Source organism: Streptomyces daliensis (assembly GCF_054782395.1).
The window spans coordinates 243408-268671 of sequence record NZ_BAAGSO010000088.1 but is presented as its reverse complement, the minus strand read 5'-3'; the positions used below and the strand labels follow the sequence as shown (position 1 = coordinate 268671).

Annotated in this window: 21 protein-coding genes and 1 pseudogene; 12 read left to right on the top strand and 10 right to left on the bottom strand. The window is 71.6% G+C overall.

Going from position 1 to position 25264, the window contains the following annotated elements; all coding sequences use genetic code 11:
- Positions 1-52 precede the first annotated feature (52 nt).
- Positions 53-514: a MarR family winged helix-turn-helix transcriptional regulator gene (locus ACYVOO_RS20635; RefSeq protein ID WP_461017126.1), complete on the bottom strand. Its 462-nt coding sequence runs from the start codon at positions 512-514 to the stop codon at positions 53-55.
- Positions 515-615: 101 nt separating this feature from the next.
- Here ACYVOO_RS20635 and ACYVOO_RS20630 point away from each other — a divergent pair, with 101 nt between their 5' ends.
- From ACYVOO_RS20630 to ACYVOO_RS20615, 4 genes are all read left to right on the top strand, one after another.
- Positions 616-984: a VOC family protein gene (locus ACYVOO_RS20630; protein ID WP_453344097.1), complete on the top strand. Its 369-nt coding sequence runs from the start codon at positions 616-618 to the stop codon at positions 982-984.
- Positions 985-986: 2 nt separating this feature from the next.
- Positions 987-1967, top strand: a complete 981-nt coding sequence (locus ACYVOO_RS20625) for a DNA-3-methyladenine glycosylase family protein (RefSeq protein ID WP_461017125.1) — start codon at positions 987-989, stop codon at positions 1965-1967.
- A 142-nt stretch (positions 1968-2109) separates the two neighbouring features.
- Positions 2110-2517 carry a YciI family protein gene (locus tag ACYVOO_RS20620; RefSeq protein ID WP_461017124.1) on the top strand — a complete coding sequence of 136 codons (408 nt, stop codon included), beginning with the start codon at positions 2110-2112 and terminating at the stop codon, positions 2515-2517.
- An 8-nt stretch (positions 2518-2525) separates the two neighbouring features.
- Positions 2526-3710, top strand: coding sequence for an RNA polymerase sigma factor (locus tag ACYVOO_RS20615; protein WP_461017290.1), 1185 nt, complete (start codon positions 2526-2528; stop codon positions 3708-3710).
- Between the two features lie 65 nt (positions 3711-3775).
- On the opposite strand, the gene ACYVOO_RS20610 is transcribed toward ACYVOO_RS20615, so the two are convergent.
- Complete coding sequence (locus ACYVOO_RS20610) at positions 3776-4369, bottom strand: TetR/AcrR family transcriptional regulator (protein ID WP_461017123.1); 594 nt, start codon at positions 4367-4369, stop codon at positions 3776-3778.
- A gap of 101 nt (positions 4370-4470) precedes the next feature.
- Between ACYVOO_RS20610 and ACYVOO_RS20605 the strand changes: the two genes are divergently transcribed.
- Entirely contained in the window at positions 4471-5346 is an 876-nt protein-coding gene (locus ACYVOO_RS20605; protein WP_461017122.1) for an SDR family oxidoreductase, read from the top strand.
- 98 nt (positions 5347-5444) lie between these two features.
- Here the strand turns inward: ACYVOO_RS20605 and ACYVOO_RS20600 are convergent, their stop codons facing one another.
- Positions 5445-6989, bottom strand: a complete 1545-nt coding sequence (locus ACYVOO_RS20600) for a PQQ-dependent sugar dehydrogenase (RefSeq protein WP_461017121.1) — start codon at positions 6987-6989, stop codon at positions 5445-5447.
- A gap of 292 nt (positions 6990-7281) precedes the next feature.
- Between ACYVOO_RS20600 and ACYVOO_RS20595 the strand changes: the two genes are divergently transcribed.
- Both ACYVOO_RS20595 and ACYVOO_RS20590 read left to right on the top strand, forming a co-directional pair.
- Positions 7282-7932 (top strand): FadR/GntR family transcriptional regulator, encoded by a 651-nt coding sequence (locus tag ACYVOO_RS20595; RefSeq protein ID WP_461017120.1) that lies wholly within the window; start codon positions 7282-7284, stop codon positions 7930-7932.
- A gap of 331 nt (positions 7933-8263) precedes the next feature.
- Complete coding sequence (locus ACYVOO_RS20590; RefSeq protein WP_461017119.1) at positions 8264-9166, top strand: RraA family protein; 903 nt, start codon at positions 8264-8266, stop codon at positions 9164-9166.
- Positions 9167-9296: 130 nt separating this feature from the next.
- Here the strand turns inward: ACYVOO_RS20590 and ACYVOO_RS20585 are convergent.
- The 4 genes and pseudogenes from ACYVOO_RS20585 to ACYVOO_RS20570 form a co-directional block, all read right to left on the bottom strand.
- Positions 9297-10394, bottom strand: a pseudogene (locus ACYVOO_RS20585) (pectate lyase family protein); the annotation flags it as partial.
- A 627-nt stretch (positions 10395-11021) separates the two neighbouring features.
- Entirely contained in the window at positions 11022-13214 is a 2193-nt protein-coding gene (locus tag ACYVOO_RS20580) for an MMPL family transporter (protein WP_461017118.1), read from the bottom strand.
- A gap of 27 nt (positions 13215-13241) precedes the next feature.
- A complete protein-coding gene (locus tag ACYVOO_RS20575; RefSeq protein ID WP_461017117.1) occupies positions 13242-13790 on the bottom strand; it encodes a TetR/AcrR family transcriptional regulator in 549 nt (182 codons plus the stop codon).
- Positions 13791-14093: 303 nt separating this feature from the next.
- On the bottom strand, positions 14094-15701 hold the full coding sequence (locus ACYVOO_RS20570) for a helix-turn-helix domain-containing protein (RefSeq protein ID WP_461017116.1): 1608 nt from the start codon (positions 15699-15701) through the stop codon (positions 14094-14096).
- Between the two features lie 238 nt (positions 15702-15939).
- Here ACYVOO_RS20570 and ACYVOO_RS20565 point away from each other — a divergent pair, with 238 nt between their 5' ends.
- Positions 15940-17322 carry an alpha/beta hydrolase domain-containing protein gene (locus tag ACYVOO_RS20565; protein WP_461017115.1) on the top strand — a complete coding sequence of 461 codons (1383 nt, stop codon included), beginning with the start codon at positions 15940-15942 and terminating at the stop codon, positions 17320-17322.
- 86 nt (positions 17323-17408) lie between these two features.
- Here the strand turns inward: ACYVOO_RS20565 and ACYVOO_RS20560 are convergent, their stop codons facing one another.
- The 3 genes from ACYVOO_RS20560 to ACYVOO_RS20550 all read right to left on the bottom strand — a co-directional run bounded on the left by ACYVOO_RS20560 (position 17409) and on the right by ACYVOO_RS20550 (position 20429).
- Positions 17409-18353, bottom strand: coding sequence for an endonuclease/exonuclease/phosphatase family protein (locus ACYVOO_RS20560; protein WP_461017114.1), 945 nt, complete (start codon positions 18351-18353; stop codon positions 17409-17411).
- A gap of 387 nt (positions 18354-18740) precedes the next feature.
- A complete protein-coding gene (locus tag ACYVOO_RS20555) occupies positions 18741-19364 on the bottom strand; it encodes a hypothetical protein (protein ID WP_461017113.1) in 624 nt (207 codons plus the stop codon).
- 210 nt (positions 19365-19574) lie between these two features.
- Positions 19575-20429: an alpha/beta hydrolase gene (locus ACYVOO_RS20550; RefSeq protein ID WP_461017112.1), complete on the bottom strand. Its 855-nt coding sequence runs from the start codon at positions 20427-20429 to the stop codon at positions 19575-19577.
- Between the two features lie 462 nt (positions 20430-20891).
- On the opposite strand from ACYVOO_RS20550, the gene ACYVOO_RS20545 reads away from it, so the two are divergent.
- The 4 genes from ACYVOO_RS20545 (at position 20892) to ACYVOO_RS20530 (ending at position 25247) form a co-directional block, all read left to right on the top strand.
- Positions 20892-21917 (top strand): amidohydrolase family protein, encoded by a 1026-nt coding sequence (locus tag ACYVOO_RS20545; RefSeq protein ID WP_461017111.1) that lies wholly within the window; start codon positions 20892-20894, stop codon positions 21915-21917.
- Positions 21918-21934: 17 nt separating this feature from the next.
- Positions 21935-22618, top strand: a complete 684-nt coding sequence (ligK, locus tag ACYVOO_RS20540) for a 4-carboxy-4-hydroxy-2-oxoadipate aldolase/oxaloacetate decarboxylase (RefSeq protein ID WP_461017110.1) — start codon at positions 21935-21937, stop codon at positions 22616-22618.
- A 224-nt stretch (positions 22619-22842) separates the two neighbouring features.
- On the top strand, positions 22843-23763 hold the full coding sequence (locus ACYVOO_RS20535) for an amidohydrolase family protein (RefSeq protein WP_461017109.1): 921 nt from the start codon (positions 22843-22845) through the stop codon (positions 23761-23763).
- A gap of 38 nt (positions 23764-23801) precedes the next feature.
- On the top strand, positions 23802-25247 hold the full coding sequence (locus tag ACYVOO_RS20530) for an MFS transporter (RefSeq protein WP_461017108.1): 1446 nt from the start codon (positions 23802-23804) through the stop codon (positions 25245-25247).
- Positions 25248-25264 lie beyond the last annotated feature (17 nt).

Here is a 25264-nt window from a genome sequence, read left to right as displayed (position 1 = left end):
CTATCAAGCGGGGTACCCATGAGGTACTCCACGAGAGGCACGCCTCGCCGCCTCACTCCTCCAGGGCCCGCGCGATGCGGTCGAAGTCCGCGAGGAGGTCGGCCAGGCGCCCGTCGGGGACAGCCTCGACCATGCGCGCCTCGACGGCGTAGACGGCCGCCTGCGCGTCGCCGAGCCTGCGCCACCCCTCGCCGGTGAGGCGGGCGGGCCGCGCCCGGCCGTGGTCGACGGTGTCGGGGCGGCGGATCAGGCCCGCTTCCTGGAGTCCGCGCAGCACGACGTTCATGGACTGCCGGGTGACGAAGGTGGCGCGGGCGAGTTCGGCGTTGGACATGTCGGGCCGCAGGGCGAGGACCTCCAGGCAGGAGTACTGCGGGACGGTCAGACCGTGCTCGCGCAGCGCCTTGTCCATGGCGCCGCGCAGGGCGGCGTGCGCGCGCTTCAGGCGGTATCCCACATGCTCCGTCACGTCCTTGGCGGGGTGCGGCGGTTCGGCTCTCCTGTCGTTCTCCATGTCAGCATTTTGACATCCAGGAGCGCCGAGCCTACTGTCGGGGATGTCAAAGTCCTGACATCCCCTGGTGGCCCACACCGCCAGTGACCCGAGGAGAACCCATGACGATCAGCATCGACGGCCCCGACTTCGTCGCCCTCCAGGTGCGCGACCTGGAGGCGGCAGCCGCCTTCTGCGAGAAGCACCTCGGACTGCGCCGCACCCCCGCCTCGCCCCCCGGCGCGGTCGTCTTCGACACCAAGCCCACCCCGTTCGCCGTGCGCGAGCCGCTGCCCGGCACCGACCTCGACGCGGGGCGCCCCGGCCTGGGCGTCGCGCTCTGGTTCTCCACCCCCGACGCCCAGGGCCTGCGCGACCAGCTCACCGAGGCGGGCGTCGAGGTCCTGACCCCGCTCAGGGACAGCCCGTTCGGCCCGATGTTCTCCTTCGTCGGCCCCGAGGGCTACGTCCTGACCGTCCACGGAGCCTGACCATGACCGCCGCCTCCTTCACACCCGCAGGACCGTTCTCCCTCGCCTCGTCCATCCGGTTCCTGGAAGGCTTCACCCCCGCCTCCTACGACGGCGCGGCCGACGGAGTGCTGCGCCTGGCCTTCCCCTCCGACGACGCCGTCTCCGTCATCGGCTGCGCGGTGCGGCAGGAGGAGGCGGCGGCGGACGGGCGGCCCGGCACCGTGCGCGCGGAGTTCACCGTCCACGCGGACAGCGACGCTGGCAGCGGTGACGGCGGTGACGGCGGCGGGGCCGCCCCGCTCCCAGCACACACCGGCGCAGGTGAAGCCGCGCGGGCCCAGCTCGCCCGCATCCTCTCCCTCGACGTCGACGGCACGGGCTTTCCCGCCCTCGCCGAAGCCGATCCCATCGTGGCCGGTCTCCAAGCCGACTATCCGGGGCTGCGGCCCGTCTGCTTCCACTCGCCCTACGAGGCCGCCGTCTGGAGTGTCATCGGCAACCGCATCCGCAGGACCCAGGCGGCTGCCATCAAGGCCCGTCTGGCGCGGGAGCACGGTCGCGCCGTCGACGTCGCGGGGCAGCGGCTCCACGCCTTCCCCGCCCCGGCCGTGCTGCGCTCCCTCGGCCATGTGCCCGGACTGACCGGGATCAAGGTCGAACGGCTCCATGCCATCGCCGAGGCAGCCCTCGACGGACGTCTCGACGCCGCCGCGCTGCGCGCCCTGCCCACCGAGCAGGCACTCGCCGCGCTCAGGGAGCTGCCGGGCATCGGCCCCTTCTCCGCCGAACTCGTCCTCATCCGCGGCGCGGGACACCCCGACGTCTTCCCGTCGTCCGAACCCCGGCTGCACCGGGCCATGGCCTCCGCGTACGGCCTCGACGACGCCACCGCCGCCTCCCCCGGCCGGCTCGCCCGGATCGCCGACGCCTGGCGCCCGTTCCGTAGCTGGGTGGCTCTCCTCCTGCGCAACCGCGCCCAGGAGGAAACGGCGGCCACTTGAACGGCCTCGTGAACAGCCTCTCGGACACCCCGGGAAAATTTCTCAGGAAATCCCGGACGCCGATGTCGAGAACCCTCGATCGGCTCCGTCTCCATGGTGAACGCGACCACAATGGGGCGCACCCGTACCGAGGAGAATCACCATGGCCAAGTACCTGCTGCTCAAGCACTACCGCGGCGCCCCGGCTCCGGCCAACAACGTGCCGATGGACAAGTGGACGCCCGAGGAGATCTCGGCCCACATGCAGTACATGAAGGACTTCGCCGCCAGGCTGGAGGGGACCGGCGAGTTCGTCGACGGTCAGGCGCTCGCCCCCGAGGGGGCGTGGGTCCGGTACGACGGCGAGGGCCGTCCGCCGGTCACCGACGGCCCGTTCGCCGAGACCAAGGACCTCATCGCGGGCTGGATGGTGATCGACGTCGACAGCTACGAGCGCGCCGTCGAGCTGGCCGGGGAGCTGTCGGCCGCCCCCGGTGCGGGCGGGAAGCCGATCCACGAGTGGCTGGAGCTGCGCCCGTTCTACGGAGTGTCGCCCACCATCACGGAGTGACCGCGCCGATGAACGAGGCCCTGCTCCGGAGCCTCACCCCGGGTGTGCTCGGAATCCTCGTCCGCCGCGGAGCCGATTTCGCGGCAGCCGAGGACGCCGTGCAGGAGGCGCTGGTCGAGGCGGTCCGCGTCTGGCCGGACGGCGAGCCGCGCGACCCGAAGGGCTGGCTGGTCACCGTGGCCTGGCGCCGGTTCCTCGACGCGACCCGTGCGGACGCCGCCCGGCGGCGGCGCGAGGACCTCGTCGACGAGGAGCCGGCGCCGGGGCCCGCGCCCGCGGTGGACGACACGCTCCAGCTCTACTTCCTGTGCGCCCATCCGTCGCTGACGCCGTCGTCCGCTGTCGCGCTCACGCTGCGCGCCGTGGGCGGGCTGACCACCCGTCAGATCTCCCAGGCGTACCTCGTGCCGGAGGCGACGATGGCGCAGGGGGCGCCCCCGGCCGAAGGCTGGGGGAGGATCAGCCGGGCCAAGCGCACCGTTTCGAATGTGCGGTTCGACCAGCCGGGCAACGTGGCCACCGTGCTGCGCGTCCTGTATCTGGTCTTCAACGAGGGCTACTCGGGCGACATCGACCTCGCCGCCGAGGCCATCAGGCTCACCCGGCAGCTCGCCGCCTCGATCGACCACCCCGAGGTGGCGGGGCTGCTGGCCCTCATGCTGCTCCACCACGCCAGGCGCGCCGCGCGTACCGCGTCCGACGGCAGCCTGGTGCCGCTCGCCGAGCAGGACCGCGCGCGGTGGGACACGGAGTCGATCGCCGAGGGTGTCGCGACCCTTCAGGCGGCCCTCGCCCGCGACCGGCTGGGCGAGTTCCAGGCCCAGGCCGCCATCGCGGCGCTCCACGCCGACGCGCTCACCGCGGAGGAGACGGACTGGGTGCAGATCGTCGAGTGGTACGACGAACTGGTGCGGCTGACCGGCAGTCCCGTCGTCCGGCTCAACCGTGCCGTGGCCGTCGGGGAGGCCGACGGGCCGCGCGCGGGGCTGGCGGCGCTCGCGGCGCTGGACGATTCCCTGCCCCGCCACACCGCCGTGGCCGCTTACCTCCACGAGCGCGACGGCGACGAGGCGAAGGCGGCACGGCTGTACGCCGAGGCGGCCCACAAGGCGCCGGACCTCGCCGAACGCGACCATCTGACGCGTCAGGCCGCCCGTCTCAACGCCCGGCTCGACGCCCGCCGGAGCGGCTGAGGGAGCGGCTGAGGGAGGCCGTCGGCGGGGGCCGCCAGAGCGGGGACGGGCCGGGCGGTCTGGCGTCAGTTCACGGCCGGGCCCTCCGGGCCCCCCGGGTCCTTCGTCAGCGCGTCCATGAGCAGGCCGACGAGCCGACGGGCCTGCTCGCGCGTGCCGTACTGCACGGAGTAGGCGACGCCACCCATGAGGAACAGGACGTCGTCGGAGGTGACGTCGCCGCGCAGACTGCCGTCCCGCGCCCCGGCCTTGAGGAGCGCTTCGACGGCGTCGGTGAGGAGCGCGCGGCTGTCGGCGTACGGGTCGACGCCGGAGGCGATGACCGCGTTGAGCGCGGCGGACATGCCGATCTTGGCCGTCGCGTAGTCGAGGAAGTGCTCCATCCACTTCCGGGTGGCCTCGGCTGCCGGGTGCTCGGCGAGGAGATCGGCCGCCCTCGCGCACACACTGGTGAGCTGGTGGCGGTAGGCGGCGTCGATGAGGGCCTCCCTCGTCGGGAAGTGCCGGTAGAGCGTGCCGACGCCGACGCCCGCCCGCTTGGCGATGGCCGCGGGCGCGGTCTCCAGCCCCTCGTCGGCGAAGACCTGCGCGGCGACCTCCAGGAGGCGTTCCCGGTTCTGGAGCGCGTCGCTCCTGGTCCGGCGGGGGGTGGCGGGCATGGGGGTTCCTCCGGCGCCTGTCCTCGATTGCTTTCCGGAACGTGTTCCGCTTAACCTCTAACCGGAACGCATTCCGTTACCACTCTACTCCGGGAGCCCCCATGTCCAGTCCCGCCTCCGCCCCTGCCTCCTCCCCCGCCGAGCAGGGCGTGCGCCGCTGGTTCGTCACCGGGGCCTCCGGCGGCCTGGGCCGCCACCTCACCGAGCACGCTCTCCGGCACGGCGACCACGTCACCGCCACGGTCCGCGGCGCGGGGGCCCTGGACGGCCTGCGCGAGACGTACGGCGACCGGCTGACCGTCGAGATCCTCGATGTCGCCCGGCCCGCCGACGTCGACGAGGTGATCGGCAGGACCCTCGGCGCGGGACGGGTGGATGTCGTGGTCAACAACGCCGGATACGCGGTCGTGGGCGCCGCCGAGGAGATGACCGTCGAGCAGATCCGCGACCAGATAGAAGTCCTGCTGCTCGCCCCGATACTCATCACCCGCGCGTTCCTCAAGCCGATGCGCGAGCAGGGCGGTGGCCGGATCATCCAGATCTCCAGCCTGGGCGGCCAGGTCGGCAGCCCCACGCACAGCGCCTACCACGCGGGCAAGTGGGGGCTGGAGGGCTTCACCGAGAGCGTCAGCCGCGAGGTCTCCGGCTTCGGCATCCACCTCACCCTGGTCCAGCCGGGCGCCACCCGCACCGGCTTCGGCTCGGCCCTGCGCTACACCGTCGAGACGGACGCCTACCGCGACAACGCCGTCGGCCGCACGCGGCGCTTCCTGGAGTCGGCCGACGAGAGCGTCTTCACCGGCGACCCGGCCAAGCTCGCCGCCGTCATCCACGAGACCACCCGGCACCCGGACCCGCCGCTGCGCCTGGCGCTCGGCTCCGACACCTACGAGGCCGTCCACTCCGCGCTCACCGAACGGCTCGGCGCGCTCGAAGCCCAGAAGGACCTGGCGGCCTCCGTCGCCTTCACCCGCTGATCCGGTGCCGGACCAGCGGGTGAGGCGTCGCGGGCCTCGGCCGTGTCGTCAAAATTTCGTCTGTGGGGCGGGGCCATGCACGCACATCTGCTGCGTTGTCAGTCGTCGGCGACGACGCAGTTGCCGCCGTTCAGGGCGAAGCCCGTCGGTGGTGAGGTGTTTCCGGCGTGACCGGCCAGATAGCCGAGTTCGACGCTCTCCCCCGGCTCGATCGTCCCGTTGTACGAGGCGCCGTCCGCGGTCACGGCGTTGCCCTTCTGGGTGAAGGTGGCGCCCCAGCCCGAGCTGACGCTCTGGCCGCCCGCGACGTTGAAGGCGAGCTGCCAGTCGCTGACCGGGGTGGTGCCGGTGTTGGTGAGGGTGATCTCGCCCTTCAGGCCCGTGCCCCAGGCGTTCCCCGAGTACGCGACCCGGCAGGTGCTGGTGCGCTTGTCGAAGGAGACGCGGTGCAGGCCGCCTGGCAGGTCGTTGACGACGTACAGTTCGCCGTCCACCGTGGCGCCGAACGAGGTGACCTGGGTGGGCATCTCCCCGATCTCGGCCTGTTCGTAGCCGCCCTCACCGTCGGAGCGCAGCGCCCACACGGTGTTGGAGCAGTAGTCGGTGGCGAGATAGGTGCCGCCCACGAGGTCCGCGTACTCCTTGCCCCGGTACACGGTGCCGCCGATCACCGAGCAGCCGCCGGTGTACGGGGAGTAGGTGAAGACCGGTGCGGTGTGCTTCTCGCCGGGGAGGCAGTGGGTCTCGTCGAAGACCTCCCACCCCTCGTAGCAGGACCAGCCGAGGTTCTTGCCGCCCTCGCCGCGCGCGAGGTGGTCGATCTCCTCCCAGCGGCCCTGCCCGACGTCGCCGATCCACAGCGAACCGTCCGCGCGGTCGAAGGAGAACCGCCAGGGGTTGCGCACTCCGTACAGCCAGATCTCGCCGCGGGCGCCCTCCTTGCCGACGAAGGGGTTGTCCTTGGGGACGCAGTAGGCGAGGTCGCCGCAGGAGCGGCTGACGTCCAGGCGGAGGATCTTGCCGAGCAGGGTGTCGAGTCGCTGGCCGCTGCGGAACGGGTCGCCTGAGCCGCCGCCGTCGCCGATGGCCCAGTACAGGTATCCGTCGGGCCCGAAGGCGAGCTGGCCGCCGTTGTGGTTCCCGTACTCGGCGTGCTCCTGGCTGAGCAGCACCTCGGGGTCGCTGCCGTCGAGCCGCTGGCGGGCGAGGGTCACGGCACCGTCGGGCAGCGCGGTGTACGCGAGGTACAGCTCCTGGCTCTCGGCGAAGTCGGGGGCGAGCGCGATGCCCAGCAGCCCGCGCTCGTTCGCGGAGGAGTCGATGCGCGAGGTGAGGTCGAGCAGCGGTTCCTCGGCGAGTCCCGTCTCCGGGTGGTAGACGCGGACCCGGCCGGGCTTCTCGACGACGAACAGCCGGTCCGTGCCGTCGTCGGGGGCGACGACGGCGGTGGGGCGCCGCAGCCCCGAGGCGACCTGCGTGGTGGTCGCGGTGACCTCGGCGAGCGGCACGCGGCCGGTGTCGGCCGCTTCGGTGGCGGAGGCGGGGTTGGGGGCCGGGGCGGGTGCCGCGGTGGCGGCGGGCGAGAACAGCAGCAGCGCGAGGGCGAGCAGCAGGCCGGATAAGGACGAGCGTCTTCTGGACATGTCGGCTCCGGGGGGCGGGGGCTTCTTGGTGACGGACGGCACGAGAACGCCGTCCGCACAGCGGAACCCGGCGCTCCGATGCCTCACTTGGGAACGTAGCGGCTCCCCCGCCCGCACACCAGAGCCCCCTCGGCCCTTCCGTGTCCTCCCGGCCCCCGCGCATCGTCCGTCTCGCGGGGCCGCACCTGGGGGGGCTCGGCGTACCGCGCCCCGCTCAGGTGACGCTGATGGCGCCGGTGACGAGGGCGAAGACGATGCAGGCAAGGGAGACGAGGACGCCCCAGCGCAGCGCGTGCTTCTGGAAGTCGAGGTCTCCCGTCGCCTGATCGACTATCTGATGTCCGGCGAGGTCCAGCCCGGCGACCGCACCCCGTCGGAGCGGCGGCTGACCGAGATGCTCGGGGTGAACCGGCCCACCGTGCGCGAGGCGATCAAGTCGCTCGGCTTCCTCGGCCTGCTGGAGATCCGGCAGTCGAGCGGGACGTACTTCCGCGGCACCGACTCCGACGCGCTCTACCGCCTCTTCGAACGGGGGCTGGTCCTCGGCGAACGGGGCGCTCGCGACATGGTGCGGGCCCGCGCCGAGCTGGAGGTGGTCGTCGCCGGTCTGGCCGCGCGGGCGCGCGACGAGGCGGGCGTCGAACTGCTGCGGGACCGGCTGACGAGGATGCGGGAGTGCCCCGACGAGGAGTTCCCCGAGGCCGACACCGCCTTCCACGCGGCCCTCGGCGAACTGGCCGCGAACACGGTGCTGCGGGACATGCTCAAGGGCATGCGCGCGATGATCCAGCGCGGCTGGGTGGAGCACACCGGGACGGTCCGGCCCCGCGAGGTGGCCTACGGCGAACACGTTCCGATCTACGAGGCGGTCGCGCAGGGCGACGCCGAGGCCGCCCGCGCGGCGATGGCCCGCGGCACATGGAGGGCGCGTCCCGGCGCCTGATGAAGGCCCCGGAGCAGCGCAAGGGGTAGCGGGTGCGGGAAAGCGGGTGCGGGAAGCGGCGGGATGTGGCGACGCGCCGGGCCGCTTCCGGCGCCTCGCGGCCCCACACGAGCGCAACCGGTTTTCCGGTTTACCGGTCACGTCTACAGTGGCGGCGCGGCACCCGCCCCGAAGCGCTGCCGCTCCCCCATCCCGGACCTGCTTCCCCGCTGTCACGAGGCGTTCCCGCGCCGACCGGAGCGGGCCGCGGGCCCGTGGTCGGGACCCTTGCCGGTCCCCGCCCACCGCGAAGAGGAAGAAGCCGGTAATCGAACCCCACCCTCTGGTCGCCATGATCCACGCCGTGCCGACCGCGCACCGTATCGCCCAGGAGGCGTTCGCGCGGGAGTTCCCGCAGGCCACGGTCTGGAACGTGCTGGACGACCGCCTGCTGGACGACGCCCGCTCGGCAGGCGGGCTCACCGATGTCCCGCACCGCCGCATGCTGCGCCTGATCGGCCACGTGATGGACGGCGGCGCGCAGGCCCTCCTGCTGACCTGCTCCTCCTACGGCGAGGTGGTGGACACCGCCCGCGCGCTGCGGGACGTGCCCGCCCTGAAGTCCGACGAGGCGATGTTCAAGGCCGCGCTGGCGGGACCGTACCGGCGCATCGCCGTCGTCGCCTCCACGCCTCCCGCCGTTCCGGCCGCCTTCGGCCAGCTCGAAGCGCTCATCCCCTCGGTACGCGCTGGCCGACCGCTCGACGTCGTGTCAGCGCTGAGCGAAGAGGCGGCGGCGACGGACGACCCCGAGGCGATGGCCCGCCATCTGGCCGAGGCCCTGCACGCCGTCGAGGGCGCCTCCGGAGGCACCGGCGTCGACGCGGTGCTGCTCGCGCAGTACTCGCTCACCCCGGCACGCGAAGCGCTCGCGGCGCTGGTGGGCGTACCCGTGCTGGACGGCGCGGGCGCGGCCGCACGCGAACTGCGCGGCCTGCTCCGCACCCCCGGCGACGGCGCCGTCCTCGTCGTCGACGGAGGCGGCTCCCTGCGCACCGCGCTGGTCGGCGACCTCATCGCTGGCGCCGCCCAGGACAACGGATGGGCGGGTCTCGTCCTGCACGGCGCCGTCCGCGACAGCGTCGCCCTCGCCGGCCTCCGGCTCGGCATCAAGGCCCTCGGCACGGTCCCCCGCAAGAGCGCCAAGGAGGGCGCCGGGGCGGACGAGAAGACCGAGGCGGCCGCCACGGTCTGACGGCTCGGGTCCGACGGCTCGCGCGAGCGCCGCGCCCCACCGGATGACGGTTCCGGTGGGGCGCGGAGCCGGTCGGATCAGGACCCGTGTCCGGGCCCGCACGCGGGCCGGAGGGCAGTACGGCCGGCTAGCAACTGCCGTTCGACTCCGCGAGCCCCTTGCCCGCTCCCGCCGTCCTGCTCACGATGTTGGGCACACAGCTCGTCTGGTCCAGGCTGTAGGAGTAGGGGATGCTCACCGAGGTGTTGGACGCCGGATTGGGACCCGCCGGGTTGTTCTCGTCGCCGGGGCTGGACCAGGTCACGTTGTCGAAGGTGTTGCCGCTGACCTGCCAGTATCCGGCTTCGTCGGTGTAGAAGGTGCCCAGGACGTCCTTCGAGTCCTCGAAGTAGTTGCTGTCCACCTTGGCACGTGCCCCGGCACGGGAGTTGATGCCGGACTCGTTCAGGCTCACATAGTGGTTGTTGTACATGTGGGCGATGCCGCCGCGCAGCAGGGGCGCGCGGGAGTCGATGTTCTCGTACTTGTTGTGGTGGAAGGTGACGAACCCGTTCGAGACGTCGCTCTCGCTGGACCCGATGAGCCCGCCACGGCCGGAGTTGCGCAGGGTGCTGTAGGACAGCGTCACGTACTGGGTGTTGTTCTTCATGTCGAAGAGGCCGTCGTACCCCTCGTCCTCGCCGCCCGAGGCCTCCAGGCTGACGTGGTCCACCCACACGTTGCGGACGTTCGACTCCATGCCGATGGCGTCACCGCCGTTGGAGGTGGGCGAGCCCGACTTCTTGACGTTCTTGACCGTCACGTTCTGGATGATGATGTTGCGGGACTCGCGGATGTGGATGCCCAGCTGGTCGAAGACGGCACCGCTGCCGACGCCGACGAGCGTGACGTTGCTGATCTGCTTCAGCTCGATCACTCCGGAGGCGGTGTTGCAGCTGTCGCCCGACACCTTGCTGGTGTTGCCGTGGTTGATGGTGCCCTGCACCTCGATGGTGATCGGGGTGCTGCTGCTCGCGCGGTTGCACAGGGCCGCGTGGATCGCGGTACCGGTGCTGGCCCGTACCGTCTGCCCGCCCGCGCCACCGGTGGTCCCGCCGTTCTGCGACGCGTAGCCGGAGGCACCGCCTGCCGCCGACGCCTCGGGCGTCGACACGACCGCGCCGGTCACGCCCGCGAGGGCCACCGCCGTCAGGACCGCGCAGAGTCGTGGTGCGACTGGTCTTCTCATCCTGGTCTCCCCATTCGTCGTCGATTGCCGGGTGCCGTTGCCGCGGCCGTTCAGGTGGCCGGATCGCGTCCACCGACCAGCCACCCGGTGGCGGCCCGGCCGCCCCGGATGTGAGTGCGCTTCTCCTCGCGGGCCGGACCGGCGATCGCGCCGCGGTCCTGGCCTTCGAACCCTGAACTCCGAACTCGTCAGCGGCGATTGCGAGATCGCCATGACGGACCGTCATGTGTCATGACAGCGCTTTCCCCATGCCGTTGCCTGTGCACTGCGCTGTTCGGCCATACTTGTGGCGGCGCTTGTGATCCGTAGCAGCTCACGCGCACGGCCATAGCGCCCGTCTCGGCGGTCGCCTCCGTCGATACGAGCCTTCACGTCGGAAAGCGCTTTCTGCCCGCGCAGAATAGAGCCCCGCCTGTTCCACTGACAAGGCTCTGTTCGGCTCGGCTTCGACTGCGTCTTCCGCGCGGCAGCGGTGAGTGCCGCGGCGCGTCACATGAGTGCGCCCTCGCGGTGGGCCGTCGTCGTGCGGCTCACCGCGAGGGCGGTTTCTCAGGGGTGGTGCGTCAGGGGGCGTGTCAGGGGTGGTACGTCAAGTGCGGCGTCCGCGCCCCGCTCTCTGACGGGCACTCAGACCCGTACGTCCTCCCGTTCGCGCTGTGCGGGCACGGGCCGCTCCTGGAGTTTCTCGCCCTCGATGTCGAGGTTGGGCAGGGCCCGCTGCAAGGGGCGCGGCAGCCACCAGGCGGCGCGGCCGAGGAGCGACATCGCCGCGGGCACCAGGGTCATGCGGACGACGAAGGCGTCCACCAGCACACCCACGGCCAGTGCGAAGCCGATCGACTTGATGATCGGGTCCTCCATGAACACGAAGCCGCCGAACACCGAGGTCATGATGAGCGCCGCGGCGGTCACCACACGCCCGTTGTGGCCCAGGCCGTTGACGGTGGCCTGGGACGCCTCGGCGCCGTGCACATAGTCCTCGCGCATACGGGAGACGAGGAAGACCTCGTAGTCCATGGCCAGGCCGAAGAGAATGCCGATGAGGAGGATCGGCAGGAAGCTGACCAGGGGCCCCGAGGTGTCGAGGCCGACGAGGTCGGCGAGGTGGCCCTGCTGGAACACGGCGACGGTGATGCCGAAGGTGGCACCGACGGTGAGCAGGAAGCCGAGCGCCGCCTTGATGGGGACGAGGATGGAGCGGAAGACCAGCATCAGCAGCAGGATGGACAGGCCGACCACCAGCAGCAGGTAGACCGGAAGGGCGTCGGCCAACTGCTCGGAGACGTCGATGCCCAGTGCCGTCATGCCGGTCAGGGACACCTCGGCGCCCTTGACGGCCGCCACGTGTTCGCGGATGTCATTGACCGCGTCCTCGGTGGCGGAGGCGGTGGGGCCCTCCTTGGGGATGACCGCCAGGAGCGCGGTGGTGCCCTCCTTGTTGAGCTGCGGCGGGGCGACCGTGAGGACCCCGTCGGTCTTCTTGATCTCCGCAGCGACCTGCTTGACCGCGGCTCCCGTCGACTTGGCGTCGTCGCCGGAGACGACCGCCAGCAGCCGTCCGTTGAAGCCCTCGCCGAAGCCCTCGCTGGTGAGGTCGTACGCCTTGCGCGCCGGGGAGTCGCTGGCGGCTGTGCCCGCGTCGGGCAGGGCCAGCCGCATGTCCTGGGTCGGCAGTGCGACGGCGCCCAGGCCCACGACGCCCACCAGGAGCAGCGGTATGCGGGCGCGCAGGACGGTGCGGCCCCAGCGGAAGCCGAACGCTTCCTTGGCGGCGCTGCCGCCGTCGCCCGGCTCCTCGCCGTCGCGCTGCTTGTCCTGCTTAGCGTCGCGCTGCTTGCGCGGCAGCACCCGCTGTCCCACGAAGCCGAGGATCGCGGGCAGCAGGGTCAGGGCGACCAGTACGGCCAGCGCGACGGTACCGGCGGCGGCCAGGCCCATGACGGTGAGGAAGGGGATGCCGACCACGGAGAGGCCCGCCAGGGCGATGACCACGGTGGCACCGGCGAAGACGACCGCGGAGCCCGCCGTCCCGGCGGCACGGCCCGCCGCCTCCTCGGGCTCGACGCCCTCGGTGAGGAAGTTTCGGTAGCGGGAGGTGATGAAGAGCGAGTAGTCGATGCCGACGGCCAGCCCGAGCATCAGCGCCAGGATCGGCGCGGTGCTGGTGAGTTCGATGGCACCGCTCAGCGCGTACAGGCCCGCCATGCCCGCACCGACGCCGATGAGGGCGTTGAGCAGGGTCATGCCAGCGGCCACCAGCGAGCCGAAGGTGATGACCAGCACCACGGCCGCCACCAGGACGCCGAGGATCTCGGTGGAGCCGACCTCCACCTTGTTGGTCATCACCTCGCCGCCGTGCTCGACCTGGACGCCCTTCGCGTCCGCTCCGGCCTTCTCGAAGTCGGCCCGCTGCGCGTCGGTGACCTCCTGGGCGCCGGTGTCGAACTGGACCTGGACGAGGGCGTAGCGGCCGTCGGGGGACACCGACCTGGCCTTGAAGGGGTCGACGGCCGCGGTGACGCCGTCCACGCGGGCGGCCTGCTCGACCACCGGGGCGACGTCGGCGGGTGTGAGCTTCTCACCCTTGGGGGCGGCGATGACTATGGAGCCCGTCCCTCCGCTGGCCTGGGGAAACTCCTTCTTGAGGGAGTCCATGGCCCGTTGGGACTCGGTGCCCGGCATCTCGAACTGGTCGGTGGTCTGACCGCTGAAGGCCGCGGCGGCGCCGCCCAGCAGGGCGAGCAGCAGCAGCCAGAGCGCGACTACGCGCCCGCGGCGGCGGAAGGAAAACCGGCCGAGCCGGTGCAGCAAGGTCGCCATTACAGAAGATATCTCTCTGTTGCAGGTTCACCGGGGGTGGTGGTCGAGCGCCCGCAGGGCGCTGCAAATCATCTGGTCACGCAGCATCTCGTCCGGTACCGGCACATCACTGGCGCTGGTCACGAAGACCGCACCGATCACCATCCAGGCACCCACCAGCGCCTCGGGTTCCGTGCTGTGACCGGCCAGCGAGGCCAGCAGCCGTTCGGTGAGGCCGGGGATTCCGGACAGCGCGGAGTTGTTCAGCATCTCGGGGAGGTCGCTGAACAGGAGCTTGACCTCGCGCCGGTAACGCAGCGCGAGGTCCACATAGCCGGTCACGGCCGCCTCGACCGCCTGATCGCCCGTCAGCCCGGCGAGGCTCGCGTCGAGTTCGGTGAGTCCTTGCCCGGCCGGTGTCAGCAGCTCGGTGAGTATCGCGTCCTTGCTGGTGAAGTGGTAGAGCAGCGATGCCTTCGAACAGCCCACCTCGGAGGCGATGTCGTGGAGCGACGTTCCCCGGTACCCGTGGATGACGAAGAGTGCGAGGGCCGCCTCCAGGATGTGCCCGCGCAGGGCGGATGCGGAGCGTGCCATGACCCAACAGTAACTGTCCGATCGGTCAGCCCTGAACGATCGGACAGGCCCCGCGTGTGTCCTTCGCCACTTCCGTCAGTCCGGGGCCGACGAACTCCGGGGAAGAGCGCTCCCGTCCGGGGTCTCGAACCGTCGGAACGGCCGCCGCGGTGCGGGTGGCCGTTCCCTCCCCCGTTCCCCGGGCGGGAGTCGCTGTTCTTCCCGTGCGACGGATGGTCCGTCCGTCGTGGAAACCGTAGAACGCACCGTCCCCGTGGCCAATGCGCACAGTGCTCAATTCCGGGGGCTGGTTGTGCACGGTGCTCAGTCGGACCGGATCGCCGTGATGCGCAGCGCGTGGACGACGTCGTGGGTGCCGGCGCCGGTGGTGAGCAGATCGCGGCTGAGTCCGGCTTCGGCGGTGTGCAGGTGGGCGCGGACGGTGTTGCGGCTGATGCCGAGGCGGCGGGCGGCGTGCTGGGCGTCGGTGTTGGCGTCGATCCACGCCTGGAGTGTGCGGCGTTGCGGGTCGCGGAGGGGCCGGAGGAATGTCCGGGCCCACGCGACGGCACGTTCGGTGCGCAACAAGTCCTCCAGCGCGGGGGGCCGTTGCTCCTCGCCCGGCTCAGGGACGGCGCGGGCGCCGGTGACGGCGAGGGCCAGGTGAAGGGCGGCGCGGGAGCGGACGTCGTTCAGGTCCATGCCCAGGGCCCGTTCCGCGCGTCTGATGTGGGCGGTGACGGTGTTGCGGCTGAGCCCGAGCAGCCGGGCCACCGCCGACCGGGGTGCGGCCGTGAGCAGGCGGGTGACATCGCGGGTGACCGTAGGAAGGGGGTCCAGCGGGCGCAGTACGGCGCGGGCCCAGGCGAGGGCGGGCGCACCGGGGAGGACGCCGCCCAGCGGTGTCCGGCCCTGGTAGGCGGCCACGCGGCCCGGTGTGGTGCGGGCGACGGCCAGTGCGTGGGCGGCCTGGCTGTAGGCCCCGGCCGTCGCGTCGAGCGCGTGCGTGCCGCTGATGCCCAGTGCGTAGCCGGGGTTGTCGCGCACCAGGCGGTGCAGCGCCCCGGCGCCACCGTGCGCCGGACCGTCAGGGCCGTCAGGGCCGTCCGGGCCGTCCGGGCCGACCCGGCCGTCCGGGTTCTGGTCGCCGGTGCCGTCCGTACCGTCGGCGCCGCCCATGTCATCGGTGCCGTCGGCGGCGTCGGCGATGAGACAGATCAGGTGCTCCTTGAAGGCCGGGCACTGCACCATGAGATCCGCGCCGTGGTAGCCGGAGGGGTCCTGGTGCGCCCGGACGATCCGCTCGCGCTCGGCGGGCGGGCAGTGCAGCAGATGGACCCGTAATCGCCCGGCCTCCAGCAGCGGCGGTACGGCGCCGAACGTCATCCGTCGGGCCAGCGCGGGCTCCCCCGCCATCAGCGCGGTGAGCACGGCGAACCGCACCTGGCGCGCCTTCTGCTGGAAGCCGCTCCAGGCCCGCTCGCCGTCCTCGGCGCGGCGCAGGAGGGTGATGACGCTGCCGGTGTGCGAGAGCAGCGCGCTCTCCTCCGGACCGGGCGCAGAGCGGGCTGCGGCCACCAGCAGCAGCCGCGGCTCTCGCGTACCGAGGGCTTCGCAGCGCACGTGCCAACCCCCGGCCTCGGTCGCGGCGGCGGCCAGGCTGCCGCCGGACAACCGGGCGAGCAGCGGCGCGACCCGGCGCAGCACCTCCGAGGGGAAGCCCGCTGTGCACCACCTCGGCGTAGCCGAACCCGCCTCTCCGTCCTCGCCGCTCTCCCCGTTCTCCGTGACGAGTGCGATGTGCGCGCCGGTGTGCCGGTGCGCCCAGTCCAGCACCTTCTGGACGTCCGGCTCGTCCGCACGGCACGCCTGACGTCGCACCTCGCGCAGCAGCCCGTCGAGCCCACCTCCGTACCCGCGCGGCTCCGCCACGTCCACCACGGTCCCCACCCCCTCCGCCGACGGCCCCGGACGGCGCACGGACCCGTCCGGATGCGGACGGGAGCGCCCAGGACCGGCGATTCAGCCGATGACGCCCCGCTCTCCGCTCACCATCCTCCACGGACAAGGACAACCGCACACCCCGTACGCACACACGCTCCACGCGAGGACACACATCGCACGACGCCACACCACGGCACGACGACACGACGAGAGGAGACATACGCGCATGAGCGCATGGCCCAGAGCATCCCGGATCCTGTTGGCCGCACTGGTCACCGCCACCCTGACCGGTGGGGTGGCCGACGCCGTCCCCCGGTCCTCCGCACCCCCGGCGACCGGGGTGCCGGTTGTCCAGGGGCCCGTTCCCGGCACGGTACCCGGCGATCCGAAGGCCCCTGACGTGGAGGACACCTACCCCTGGATGTCCACCGATTCGGATCTGGCCGCCGCCGGGTACGTGGAGGAGGAGTTCTCTCTGTCGGGCGAGGCCGACGGCTACAGCACCAGCGGCGAGGCCGTCGCCTCCGACGTCCCCTACACCACCCGCATCGTCGTCCGCCGCCCCGCCGACCCCGCGCGCTTCAACGGCACGGTGCTCACCGAATGGCAGAACGTCACGGCCGGGTACGACATCGACGCCCTGTGGTCGCCCGAGCAGATCATGCGCGAGGGCTATGCCTGGGTCGGTGTGTCGGCCCAGCGCGTGGGCGTGAACCAGCTCCGCGGCTGGAGCCCGGCGCGCTACGGCGGCCTCGACGTCACCGGAGAGGGCCGCTTCAACGCCGACGAGCTGTCCTACGACGTGTTCGCGCAGGCGGGCAAGGCCCTGCGCTCCCGTGCGGGCGTCGCGCCTCTCGGGCCGCTGCGGGCCAAGACGGTGCTGGCCGTGGGTGCTTCACAGTCCGCGGGCCGGATGACGGTCTACTACGACCATGTCCTGCCCAATACGGAGCCCGTCTTCGACGCCTACGCCAACATCGTCGGCACCGCGCCCTCGCGCAAGGGCGACGAACCGGTCTTCCACGTGCTCTCGGAGACCGACGTCCGCAGTCCGGCGCGACGTCCCGACGACGACCGGTACCGGCGCTGGGAGGTCGCGGGAACCGCGCACTCCGGCTGGCACGGCCAGGAGTACCGGGCGTCGATCCTCGCCCGCGACCTCGGCGAGGCGCCTACCTACGACTGCGACCAGCCGCCCTTCAGCAGGGCCCCGCTCCACCATGTGATCGCCGCCGCCTACGGGCATCTGACGCGGTGGGCCGAACGCGGCGTCGAGCCGCCGTCCGCACCCGCGCTGGAGTTCACCGCCGACGGCAGCAAGGCCAGGGACGAACTGGGGCTGGCCCGGGGCGGCATCAGGCTGTCCCAGGTCGAGACGCCGATCGCGCTCAACACCGGCGACAACTCGGGGGAGACCTTCTGCGTCCTGTTCGGCACCCACCGCCCCTTCGACAAGGCACAGCTCGACGAGCTCTACCGCTCGCACAGCGGCTATGTCTCCGGCGTCCGCCGCGCCGACACACGTAACGTACTGACCGGCTATCTGCTCCCCGGCGACGCCCTCAAGAACCTGCGGGAGGCGGCCGACTTCGACCTGGACAACCCCTGACCCCGTCGCGCGGTGGGGGCCGAGGGCACTGCCCTCGGCCCCTGCGGCCGGGCAGCGGCGGACACCGCAGCGACTCGCGACGACGGTCAGCGCGGCGCCAGCTCGACGCGCGCCGAGACGGGAAGGTGGTCGCTGCCCGTGGCCGGCAGGGTCCGTACGCTGGCCACGGTCCCCGAACGCGCCATGACCTGGTCGATCCGGGCCGCGGGGAACCCGGCGGGGAAGCTGAAGGCGAAGCCCCGTTCCGGGGTGTTCAGCCGCGAGGTGAGCGGGTCGAGGCCCCGGTCCTCCACCGTGCCGTTCAGATCGCCGAGCAGGAGCACCCTCTCCAGCCGCTCCGCCGCGACCGCCGTGCCCAGCAGCCCGGCGCTCTCGTCCCGGGGCCCTGAGGTGAGGCCGCCCGCGCCGAAGCGGACCGAGGGCAGATGGGCCACGTACACCGCGACCTCGCCCCGCGGTGTCCGCGCCGTCGCGCGCAGGCCGCGGTTCCAGTCGGCGCCGAAGCCGCGCGGCCTGATGTCCACGGCGCGCGTGTCCGTCAGCGGGTACTTCGACCACAGCCCGACGGTGCCCTCGACCACATGGTGGGGGTAGTCGGACGCCAGCGTCTTCTCGTAGCCGGGCAGCGCGGAAGGTGTCACCTCCTCCAGCGCGATGAGCTGCGGCCCGGCCGCGGCCAGGGCCTTCGCGGTGGCCACCGGGTCCGGGTTCACGTCGCTCACGTTGTGCTGGACCGCCGTGATGCCGAGCGTGCCCTTGCCCTTGCCCTCGTCCTTGTCCTTGCCCTCGTCGCCGTCGACGGGCAGGAGCAGCGCGCCGAAGAGGCCCGCCCACGCCAGCGCGGGCGCCAGCACCGCGGCCAGCGCGGTCCACGAACGGCGCAGCAGCGCCAGGACGAACAGCACCGGGACCGCCAGGCCCAGCCACGGCAGCAGCGCCTCCAGCAGGCTGCCGAGCCGGCCCACCCCGTTGGGGACGGCCGGGTGGCACACCAGCAGCGCTGCGACGAGGACCGCGAGCACGGCGAGCACACGTCCACGGGTCCATGGGGTGCGGCCCTTCGCGTCGGTCCCCCAGGTCCAGCGGTCGGGGGAACGGGGCGCACGCGGTCCGCCGCGTCCGCCGCGCCGGGGGGATCTTCCTGCCGCGCCGGTCCCCGCCCCCGTACCCGTCAGGGCACTGTTCGTCCGTCCCACCGCGTCCCGCCTCTCTGTCCCGGGCCCTTGCCCGGCTCTCCCCTCCCTCCGGCCGGGAGCGGGCGTCATCCGCCAGAACGACAGTGCGCGCACCCCGCGTTCCCGGGTGCGCGCACTGCCGCACGACGTTCACGACACCGCCACCGTCACCGGGCTCGCCGGGTCCCCGGAGGGGGACGCGGATCCTGCCCGGTGGAGGCTCAGCCACTCACCGGCTGAGGTTCAGCCGCTGAGCGACCACTCCAGCGGTGCCTTGGTGTAGCCACGGCTCAGCTCGACGGCGGCGGCCTTCTGGCCCTCCGGGATGAGGAAGGCGCTGCAAATCCTCTCCGTCTGGCCCGCGCTGACCTTCTTGGTGGTGTCGGTCGCCGGGCAGTTCGGCCACTTGGCCTCGCCCATGATGACGATGAGAGCCTTGGTGCGCTCGTCCTTGTCCGTCTTGACGATCAGATCGTCGTCCATGTCGCCGAGTTCCATGGTCTTGCCGCTCTCGTGGGTGATCGTGGACCACACGTACACGGGGACCTGGGGGCCGTCCTTCTTGTCCTTCTCCAGGCCGGACTTGTCCATGTCGGCCTTCGTGCCGGTCTCCACCTTCGTGGGGGTGACCGTGTACTCGGCGCCCTTGGACGCGCTCTCGTCGCTCACCTGGATCGGGCTCGTCTCACCCAGGGTGAACTTCGTCTGGTCCTCCGAGTCCTCCGACTCCGCACTGCCGCCGGAGGCGGACGACTCGGAGGAGCCGCCCTTACTCTTGCCCGAGCTGGAGGCACCGCAGCCGGTCAGGGCCACCGCCAGCACCACAGCGCCCACAGCCGCCGGAACGGCACGAGTCCACGTGCGCATCTCTTTCCTCACTTTCCCCGTTATGTCCCCGCTGGGCGGCTGGACGGCACGAGCCCTCACAGCCGACCCCTTGTCAGGGGCACGATCTTGCCAGAAGACAACTCTCCGCTTGCACGGAGGGGTTGCCAACGCGTTCCCGCGGAGGGTGGGCGCGCGGGGACCGGCGGAGACGCACACGAAGGTGCTTGCCGGGAGGCCGGGAAGCGCCGGTCAGCCGAGGTTCTTCTGCTGCACGTCCCATTCGGTGGAGCACAGGCCGCAGTCGGACCCGACGAACTGCGCCCTGCTGGCCGTGTCGCCCTTGAGCTGCCACTTCAGCCAGTGCCCGCCGACCCGGCCGAACTCGCCGCCGTTCGGCTCGTCATAGGTGCCGAAGTGCCCTACGTCCAGATTGCCCATGAAGGCGGGCAGGCCGGACGGCAGTTTCCTCCAGTCGTCCATCGCGTTCTCGTACGCGATGTCGGTGGGGCCGCCCACGAAGTAGGCGACCGGGGTGTGCAGTCCGCGCAGCAGGGAGTCCTGGGTGTTGCTGAGCAGCCCGCTGTTCCACAGGGCCACGGTGGTCAGACGGGGGTCGTCGGCCACCTCGTAGGTCTCGATGCCGCCGCAGGACTGGCCCATCACGGCGATCTTGATGGTGTCGATCTTGCCGTAGTACTTGCTGGTGCGACGGGAGCTCTCCGCGATCGCCCAGTCGATGGAGTCGGTGAGCATGTCGGAGCTGGTCGACCCCGAGCCGCCAGGGCGCCCGTTCGCGATGACGAGGAAGCCGTGCGAGGCCCACTCGGTGAGGATGTTCTCGAACCAGGTGCCGTCCGCGCGGCAGGCGCCGTTGCCCCACGCGACGATCGGCAGCTTGGTGTCCGAGGGGAGGGTGTCGGGCCGGTAGATGGTGTGGTTCGTCAGCCGCAGAGTGGTCTCGTAACCGGCGGAGTAGGGGCCTGAGCCGCCCAGCGCTGCGGGCGGGGAGCCGGGCGCCGCGCTCGCGCCGCCCGGGCCGATGACCGCCGCGGTCAGCGCGCCGACCAGGAGGAGGACGCTGAGCATCGCGGTGCGTAATCGCATGGGCTTCTCCCTTGATCCGAGGGGGTGGATGGGGTGCCCCGCACCTGGAGACGGTGGCGCATGAGCCCCGCACCCTGCCAGGGACATCGCGGGAAACAGGTGAAATTGCCGATGCCGCGGTGATCGGCGCGGGGGACGTCCCGCACGGGTGCCGTCGCGCCTCACCTGGGGTGTTCCGGCACTTACGGGGTGCGCGCGACGGACGGACCCGCCCGGCTCGGACCGGGTGAAACTTTACCGTCGAACGCATTGTCAACAATTTAGTCGGCGATTAGGTTGGCATGCGAGCCGCTCAAGGGAGACCCCCTCAAGGGAGGCACCGGGGCCGGAGCGCGGCACGTCCACGGGCGGCCGTCCCGCCCGCCCCGCTCGTCCCGCCCGCCCCGTACGCACCCCACGCCGTGGGCGCGACCGCCCTCTCACCCGGCCCGCGCCCGCCCCGCAAGAGCACGAGGAACAGCAATGATCATCGACTGTCACGGTCACTACACGACGGCGCCGCCCGCGCTGGCGGCATGGCGCGACCGGCAGATCGCCGGGCTCACCGACCCGGCGGTCGCACCCGTGCCTGCGGAGCTGCGGATCAGCGACGACGAGCTGCGCGAGAGCATCGGGCCCAACCAGCTCCGGCTGATGGACGAGCGCGGCATCGACATGACGGTCTTCTCGCCCCGCGCGTCGTTCATGGCACACCACGTCGGCGACTTCGCCGCCTCGTCGGCCTGGGCGTCGCTGTGCAACGAGCTGTGCTACCGCGTCAGCAGGCTCTACCCGGAGCGCTTCGTCCCCGCCGCGATGCTGCCGCAGTCCCCCGGCGTCGACCCGGCCACGTGTGTCCCGGAGCTGGTCAGGTGCGTGGAGGAGTACGGCGCGGTGGCGGTGAACCTCAACCCCGACCCCTCGGGCGGGCACTGGACCGCGCCGCCGCTGACGGACCGCTCGTGGTACCCGCTCTACGAGAAGATGGCCGAGTACGACATCCCGGCGATGGTCCACGTCAGCACGAGCGTCAACCCGGCCTTCCACACCACCGGCGCGCACTACCTCAACGCCGACACCACGGCCTTCATGCAGTTGGTGCAGGGCGACCTGTTCGCGGACTTCCCCACCCTCCGCCTGATCATCCCGCACGGCGGCGGCGCCGTCCCGTACCACTGGGGCCGCTTCCGCGGGCTGGCGATGGCGCTGGGCAAGCCGCCGCTGGAGGAGCACGTCCTGGGCAACGTCTTCTTCGACACCTGTGTCTACCACCAGCCGGGTTCGGATCTGCTCTTCGAGGTCGTGCCCGCCGAGAACATCCTCTTCGCCTCGGAGATGATCGGCGCCGTGCGCTCCGTCGACCCGGACACGGGCCACCACTTCGACGACACACGCCGCTACGCCGAGGCGGCCGGGCTGTCCGCTGACGACCTGTCAGCCATCCAGGAGACCAACGCCCGCTCCGTATACCCCCGCCTGGACGCGCTGCTGCGGCGTCAGGGCCGCTGACCAGAAGGAAGAGCACGATGCACGAACTCGGAGTCGTCCACCGCAGCATCACCCGCCCGGCACGCCCGGACGTCGAGGCGCTCGCGCCCTACGGTGTCAGCACGCTGCACGAGGCCATGGGACGCCTCGGCCTGATGCGCCCCTATGTGCGGCCCGTCTACCCCGGGGCCAGGCTGTGCGGGCCCGCGGTCACCGTCCTCCTCCAGCCGGGCGACAACTGGATGATGCATGTCGCCATCGAGCAGCTCCAGCCGGGCGACGTGCTCGTGGCCGCCTGCACCACCGAGTGCGAGGACGGTTTCTTCGGGGACCTGCTCGCCACCTCGGCGCGTGCGCGAGGCGGTGCGGGCCTGGTCATCGACGGCGGGTGCCGCGACGTGGCCGACCTCCAGGAGATGGACTTCCCGGTCTTCAGCCGGGCCGTCAACTCCAAGGGGACGGTCAAGGCCACGCTCGGTTCGGTGAACGTGCCGGTGGTCTGCGCCAACGCGCTCGTTCGTCCCGGGGACGTGGTGGCGGCCGACGCGGACGGTGTGGTCGTCGTCCCCGTCGAGCGAGTCGCCGAGACCGCCGAGGCCGCGCGGCGGCGGGAGGAGAACGAGGCGCGCAAGCGCGAGCGGCTGGCCGCGGGCGAGCTGGGCCTCGACATGTACGGGATGCGCGAGCCGCTCAAGGCCGCGGGCCTGCGCTACCTGGACTGATCCCCTCCCAGGGCCGGTCCCCCGGACCGGCTCTCCGGGGCCACCGGCCTCGGCGACCGCCCCGGCACACACGTCGCGACGGGCCCGCGCGGCCGTGCGGCCGCACACCCCGTTTCCCGGACCCGCACACCACAGCCCGCACTGCACCTCACCTCACTGCACCGCACCTCACCTCACTGCACCGCACCCCACCGCACTGCACCGCACCGCGCCAAGGAGCCGTCATGAGCGCCCTCTCCCCCAAGACACCGGGCTGGCTGGACTGGTACCCAGAGCCGTCCGAGCCCGCTCTCGCCCTGCCGCCCGGAAGTGTGGACGCCCACTGCCACGTCTTCGGCCCGCAGGCGACGTTCCCCTTCGCGCCGGAACGCAAGTACACGCCCTGCGACGGCGGCAAGGACGAGCTGTTCGCGCTCCGCGACCACCTCGGCTTCGCGCGCAACGTCATCGTGCAGGCCACCTGCCACGGCGCGGACAACAGCGCCATGCTCGACGCCGTCTCCGCGTCCGGGGGCCGGGCGCGGGGCGTCGCGACCGTACGGCCCGATACCGGGGAGGACGAACTGCGCGCCCTGGACGCGGCCGGTGTGCGCGGTGTGCGGTTCAACTTCGTGAAGCGCCTGGTCGACGCCGCGCCCACCGAGCAGTTGCGCACGATCGCCGAGAAGGTCGCACCGCTCGGGTGGCACATCGTCCTGTACTTCGAGGCCGCCGACCTGCCCGAGCTGGAGCACTTCTTCGGCGCGCTGCCCACCCCGCTGGTGGTGGACCACATGGGGCGCCCCGATGTGACCCGGCCGTCCGACGGGCCGGAGTTCTCCCGCTTCCTGCGCTTCGTCGAGCACCACGACGTGTGGGTCAAGGTGACCTGCCCCGAGCGGCTCAGTGTCACCGGGCCTTCGGCCCTGGACGGTCAGAGGCACTCCTATACCGACGTCGTCCCCTTCGGCCGCCGCGTCGTCGAGGAGTTCCCCGACCGTGTCCTGTGGGGCACCGACTGGCCGCACCCGAACCTCACAGGGCACATGCCCGACGACGGGCTCCTCGTCGACGGCATCGCACAGGTGGCCCGCACCGAGGAAGAGCGCCACAAGCTGCTCGTCGACAACCCGATGCGCCTGTACTGGCCCGACGAAGCCGTCTGATCCCCCGCCCCACCGAGCTCCCCGAAACGGTCCCTCACATGCAGCCCGTACCGCACGCACCACACGTACAGCACGTACAGCACGCGAACTCGCAGAACCGGCTCGACCGGCTTCCGGTCTCCCGGTTCCACAAGACCACTCTCCTGGCCATCGCCTTCGCCTACTTCTTCGAGTTCGCTGACATCAACAGCTTCGCCACCACCGCACCGAAGCTGATCGACCTGTGGGGCGTGACGGTGGATCAGGTCGCCTATGTGACCTCACTGTCGTTCGTCGGCATGTTCTTCGGCTCGATCGTCGCCGGTGCCCTGGCCGACCGGCTGGGGCGCAAACGGGCCCTCCTGCACACCACGATGTCGTTCGGCATCTTCTCGTTCATCTCGGTCTTCTCCTGGGACATCGTCTCGCTGGGTGTCTTCCGCGTGCTCACCTCCGCGGGCCTCTCGGCGATGACGGTGGTGGCCGTCATCTACGTCAACGAGATGTATCCGGCCCGCGTCCGCGGCAAGTACCAGGCGTACGCCATCGTCATCGGCATCTGCGGCACCCCCGCCACCAACCTCATCGCCAGCGGTGTCGTGCCGCTGACCGACTGGTCCTGGCGCCTGGTCTACCTCTGGGGCTCCCTCGGCATCCTCCTCGTGCTCTTCACCCGGCATCTGAAGGAGTCGCCGCGCTGGTACGAGAGCAAGGGCGACCACGCCACGGCGGACGCGGTGCTGCGGGAGATCGAGACGCGGGTGGCGGCGGAGAAGGGCCCGCTGCCCGAGCCCGCGGCCCCCATCGAGCAGGCGCCGATCACCAAGCAGCCGCTGCGCATGCTCCTCCAGAAGAAGTACCTGTACCCCACCCTGCTGCTCACGGTCCTGTGGGTGACGCAGACCATCGGCTTCTTCGGCTATTCGAGCTGGGCGCCGACGCTGCTGTCGAAGGAGGGCTTCAGCGTCGAGAAGTCCGTGTTCTACGTGGCACTCACCACCGTCGGCGCGCCGCTGGGCTCCTACCTGGCCGCGCTGGTCACCGACCGGTTCGAGCGCAAGTGGTGTCTCGTCGCCTTCGGCACCGTCATCGCCCTGTGCGGCCTGCTGTACGGGCTGACCTTCAACCCGGTCCTCATCATCGTCTTCGGCTTCCTGGTCAACCTCTTCGAGCGGGGCTACACCGCGCTCGGCTACGCCTACTCCCCCGAGCTGTTCGACACCCGCAGCCGCTCCCTGGGTACGGGCATCTCCTACGGTCTCGGACGGCTGTCCAACGCCGCCGGACCCCTCATCGTCGCGGCCCTCTACAACAGCAGCGGCTACCAGAGCGTCTTCTACTTCATCGCCGGGAGCTGGATGGTGGGCGCCGTGGTGCTGGCCGTCTTCGGTCCCCGCACGCGCCCGTCCCGCGCGGCGGGCGAGCGGCAGGGCACAGACGCGGACGCGCCGCGGACCGGCCGCTCCGGTCCCTCCGCACCAAGCGTGCCCTCGTCCAGCTCGTGACGCGGACGGCGCGCGCC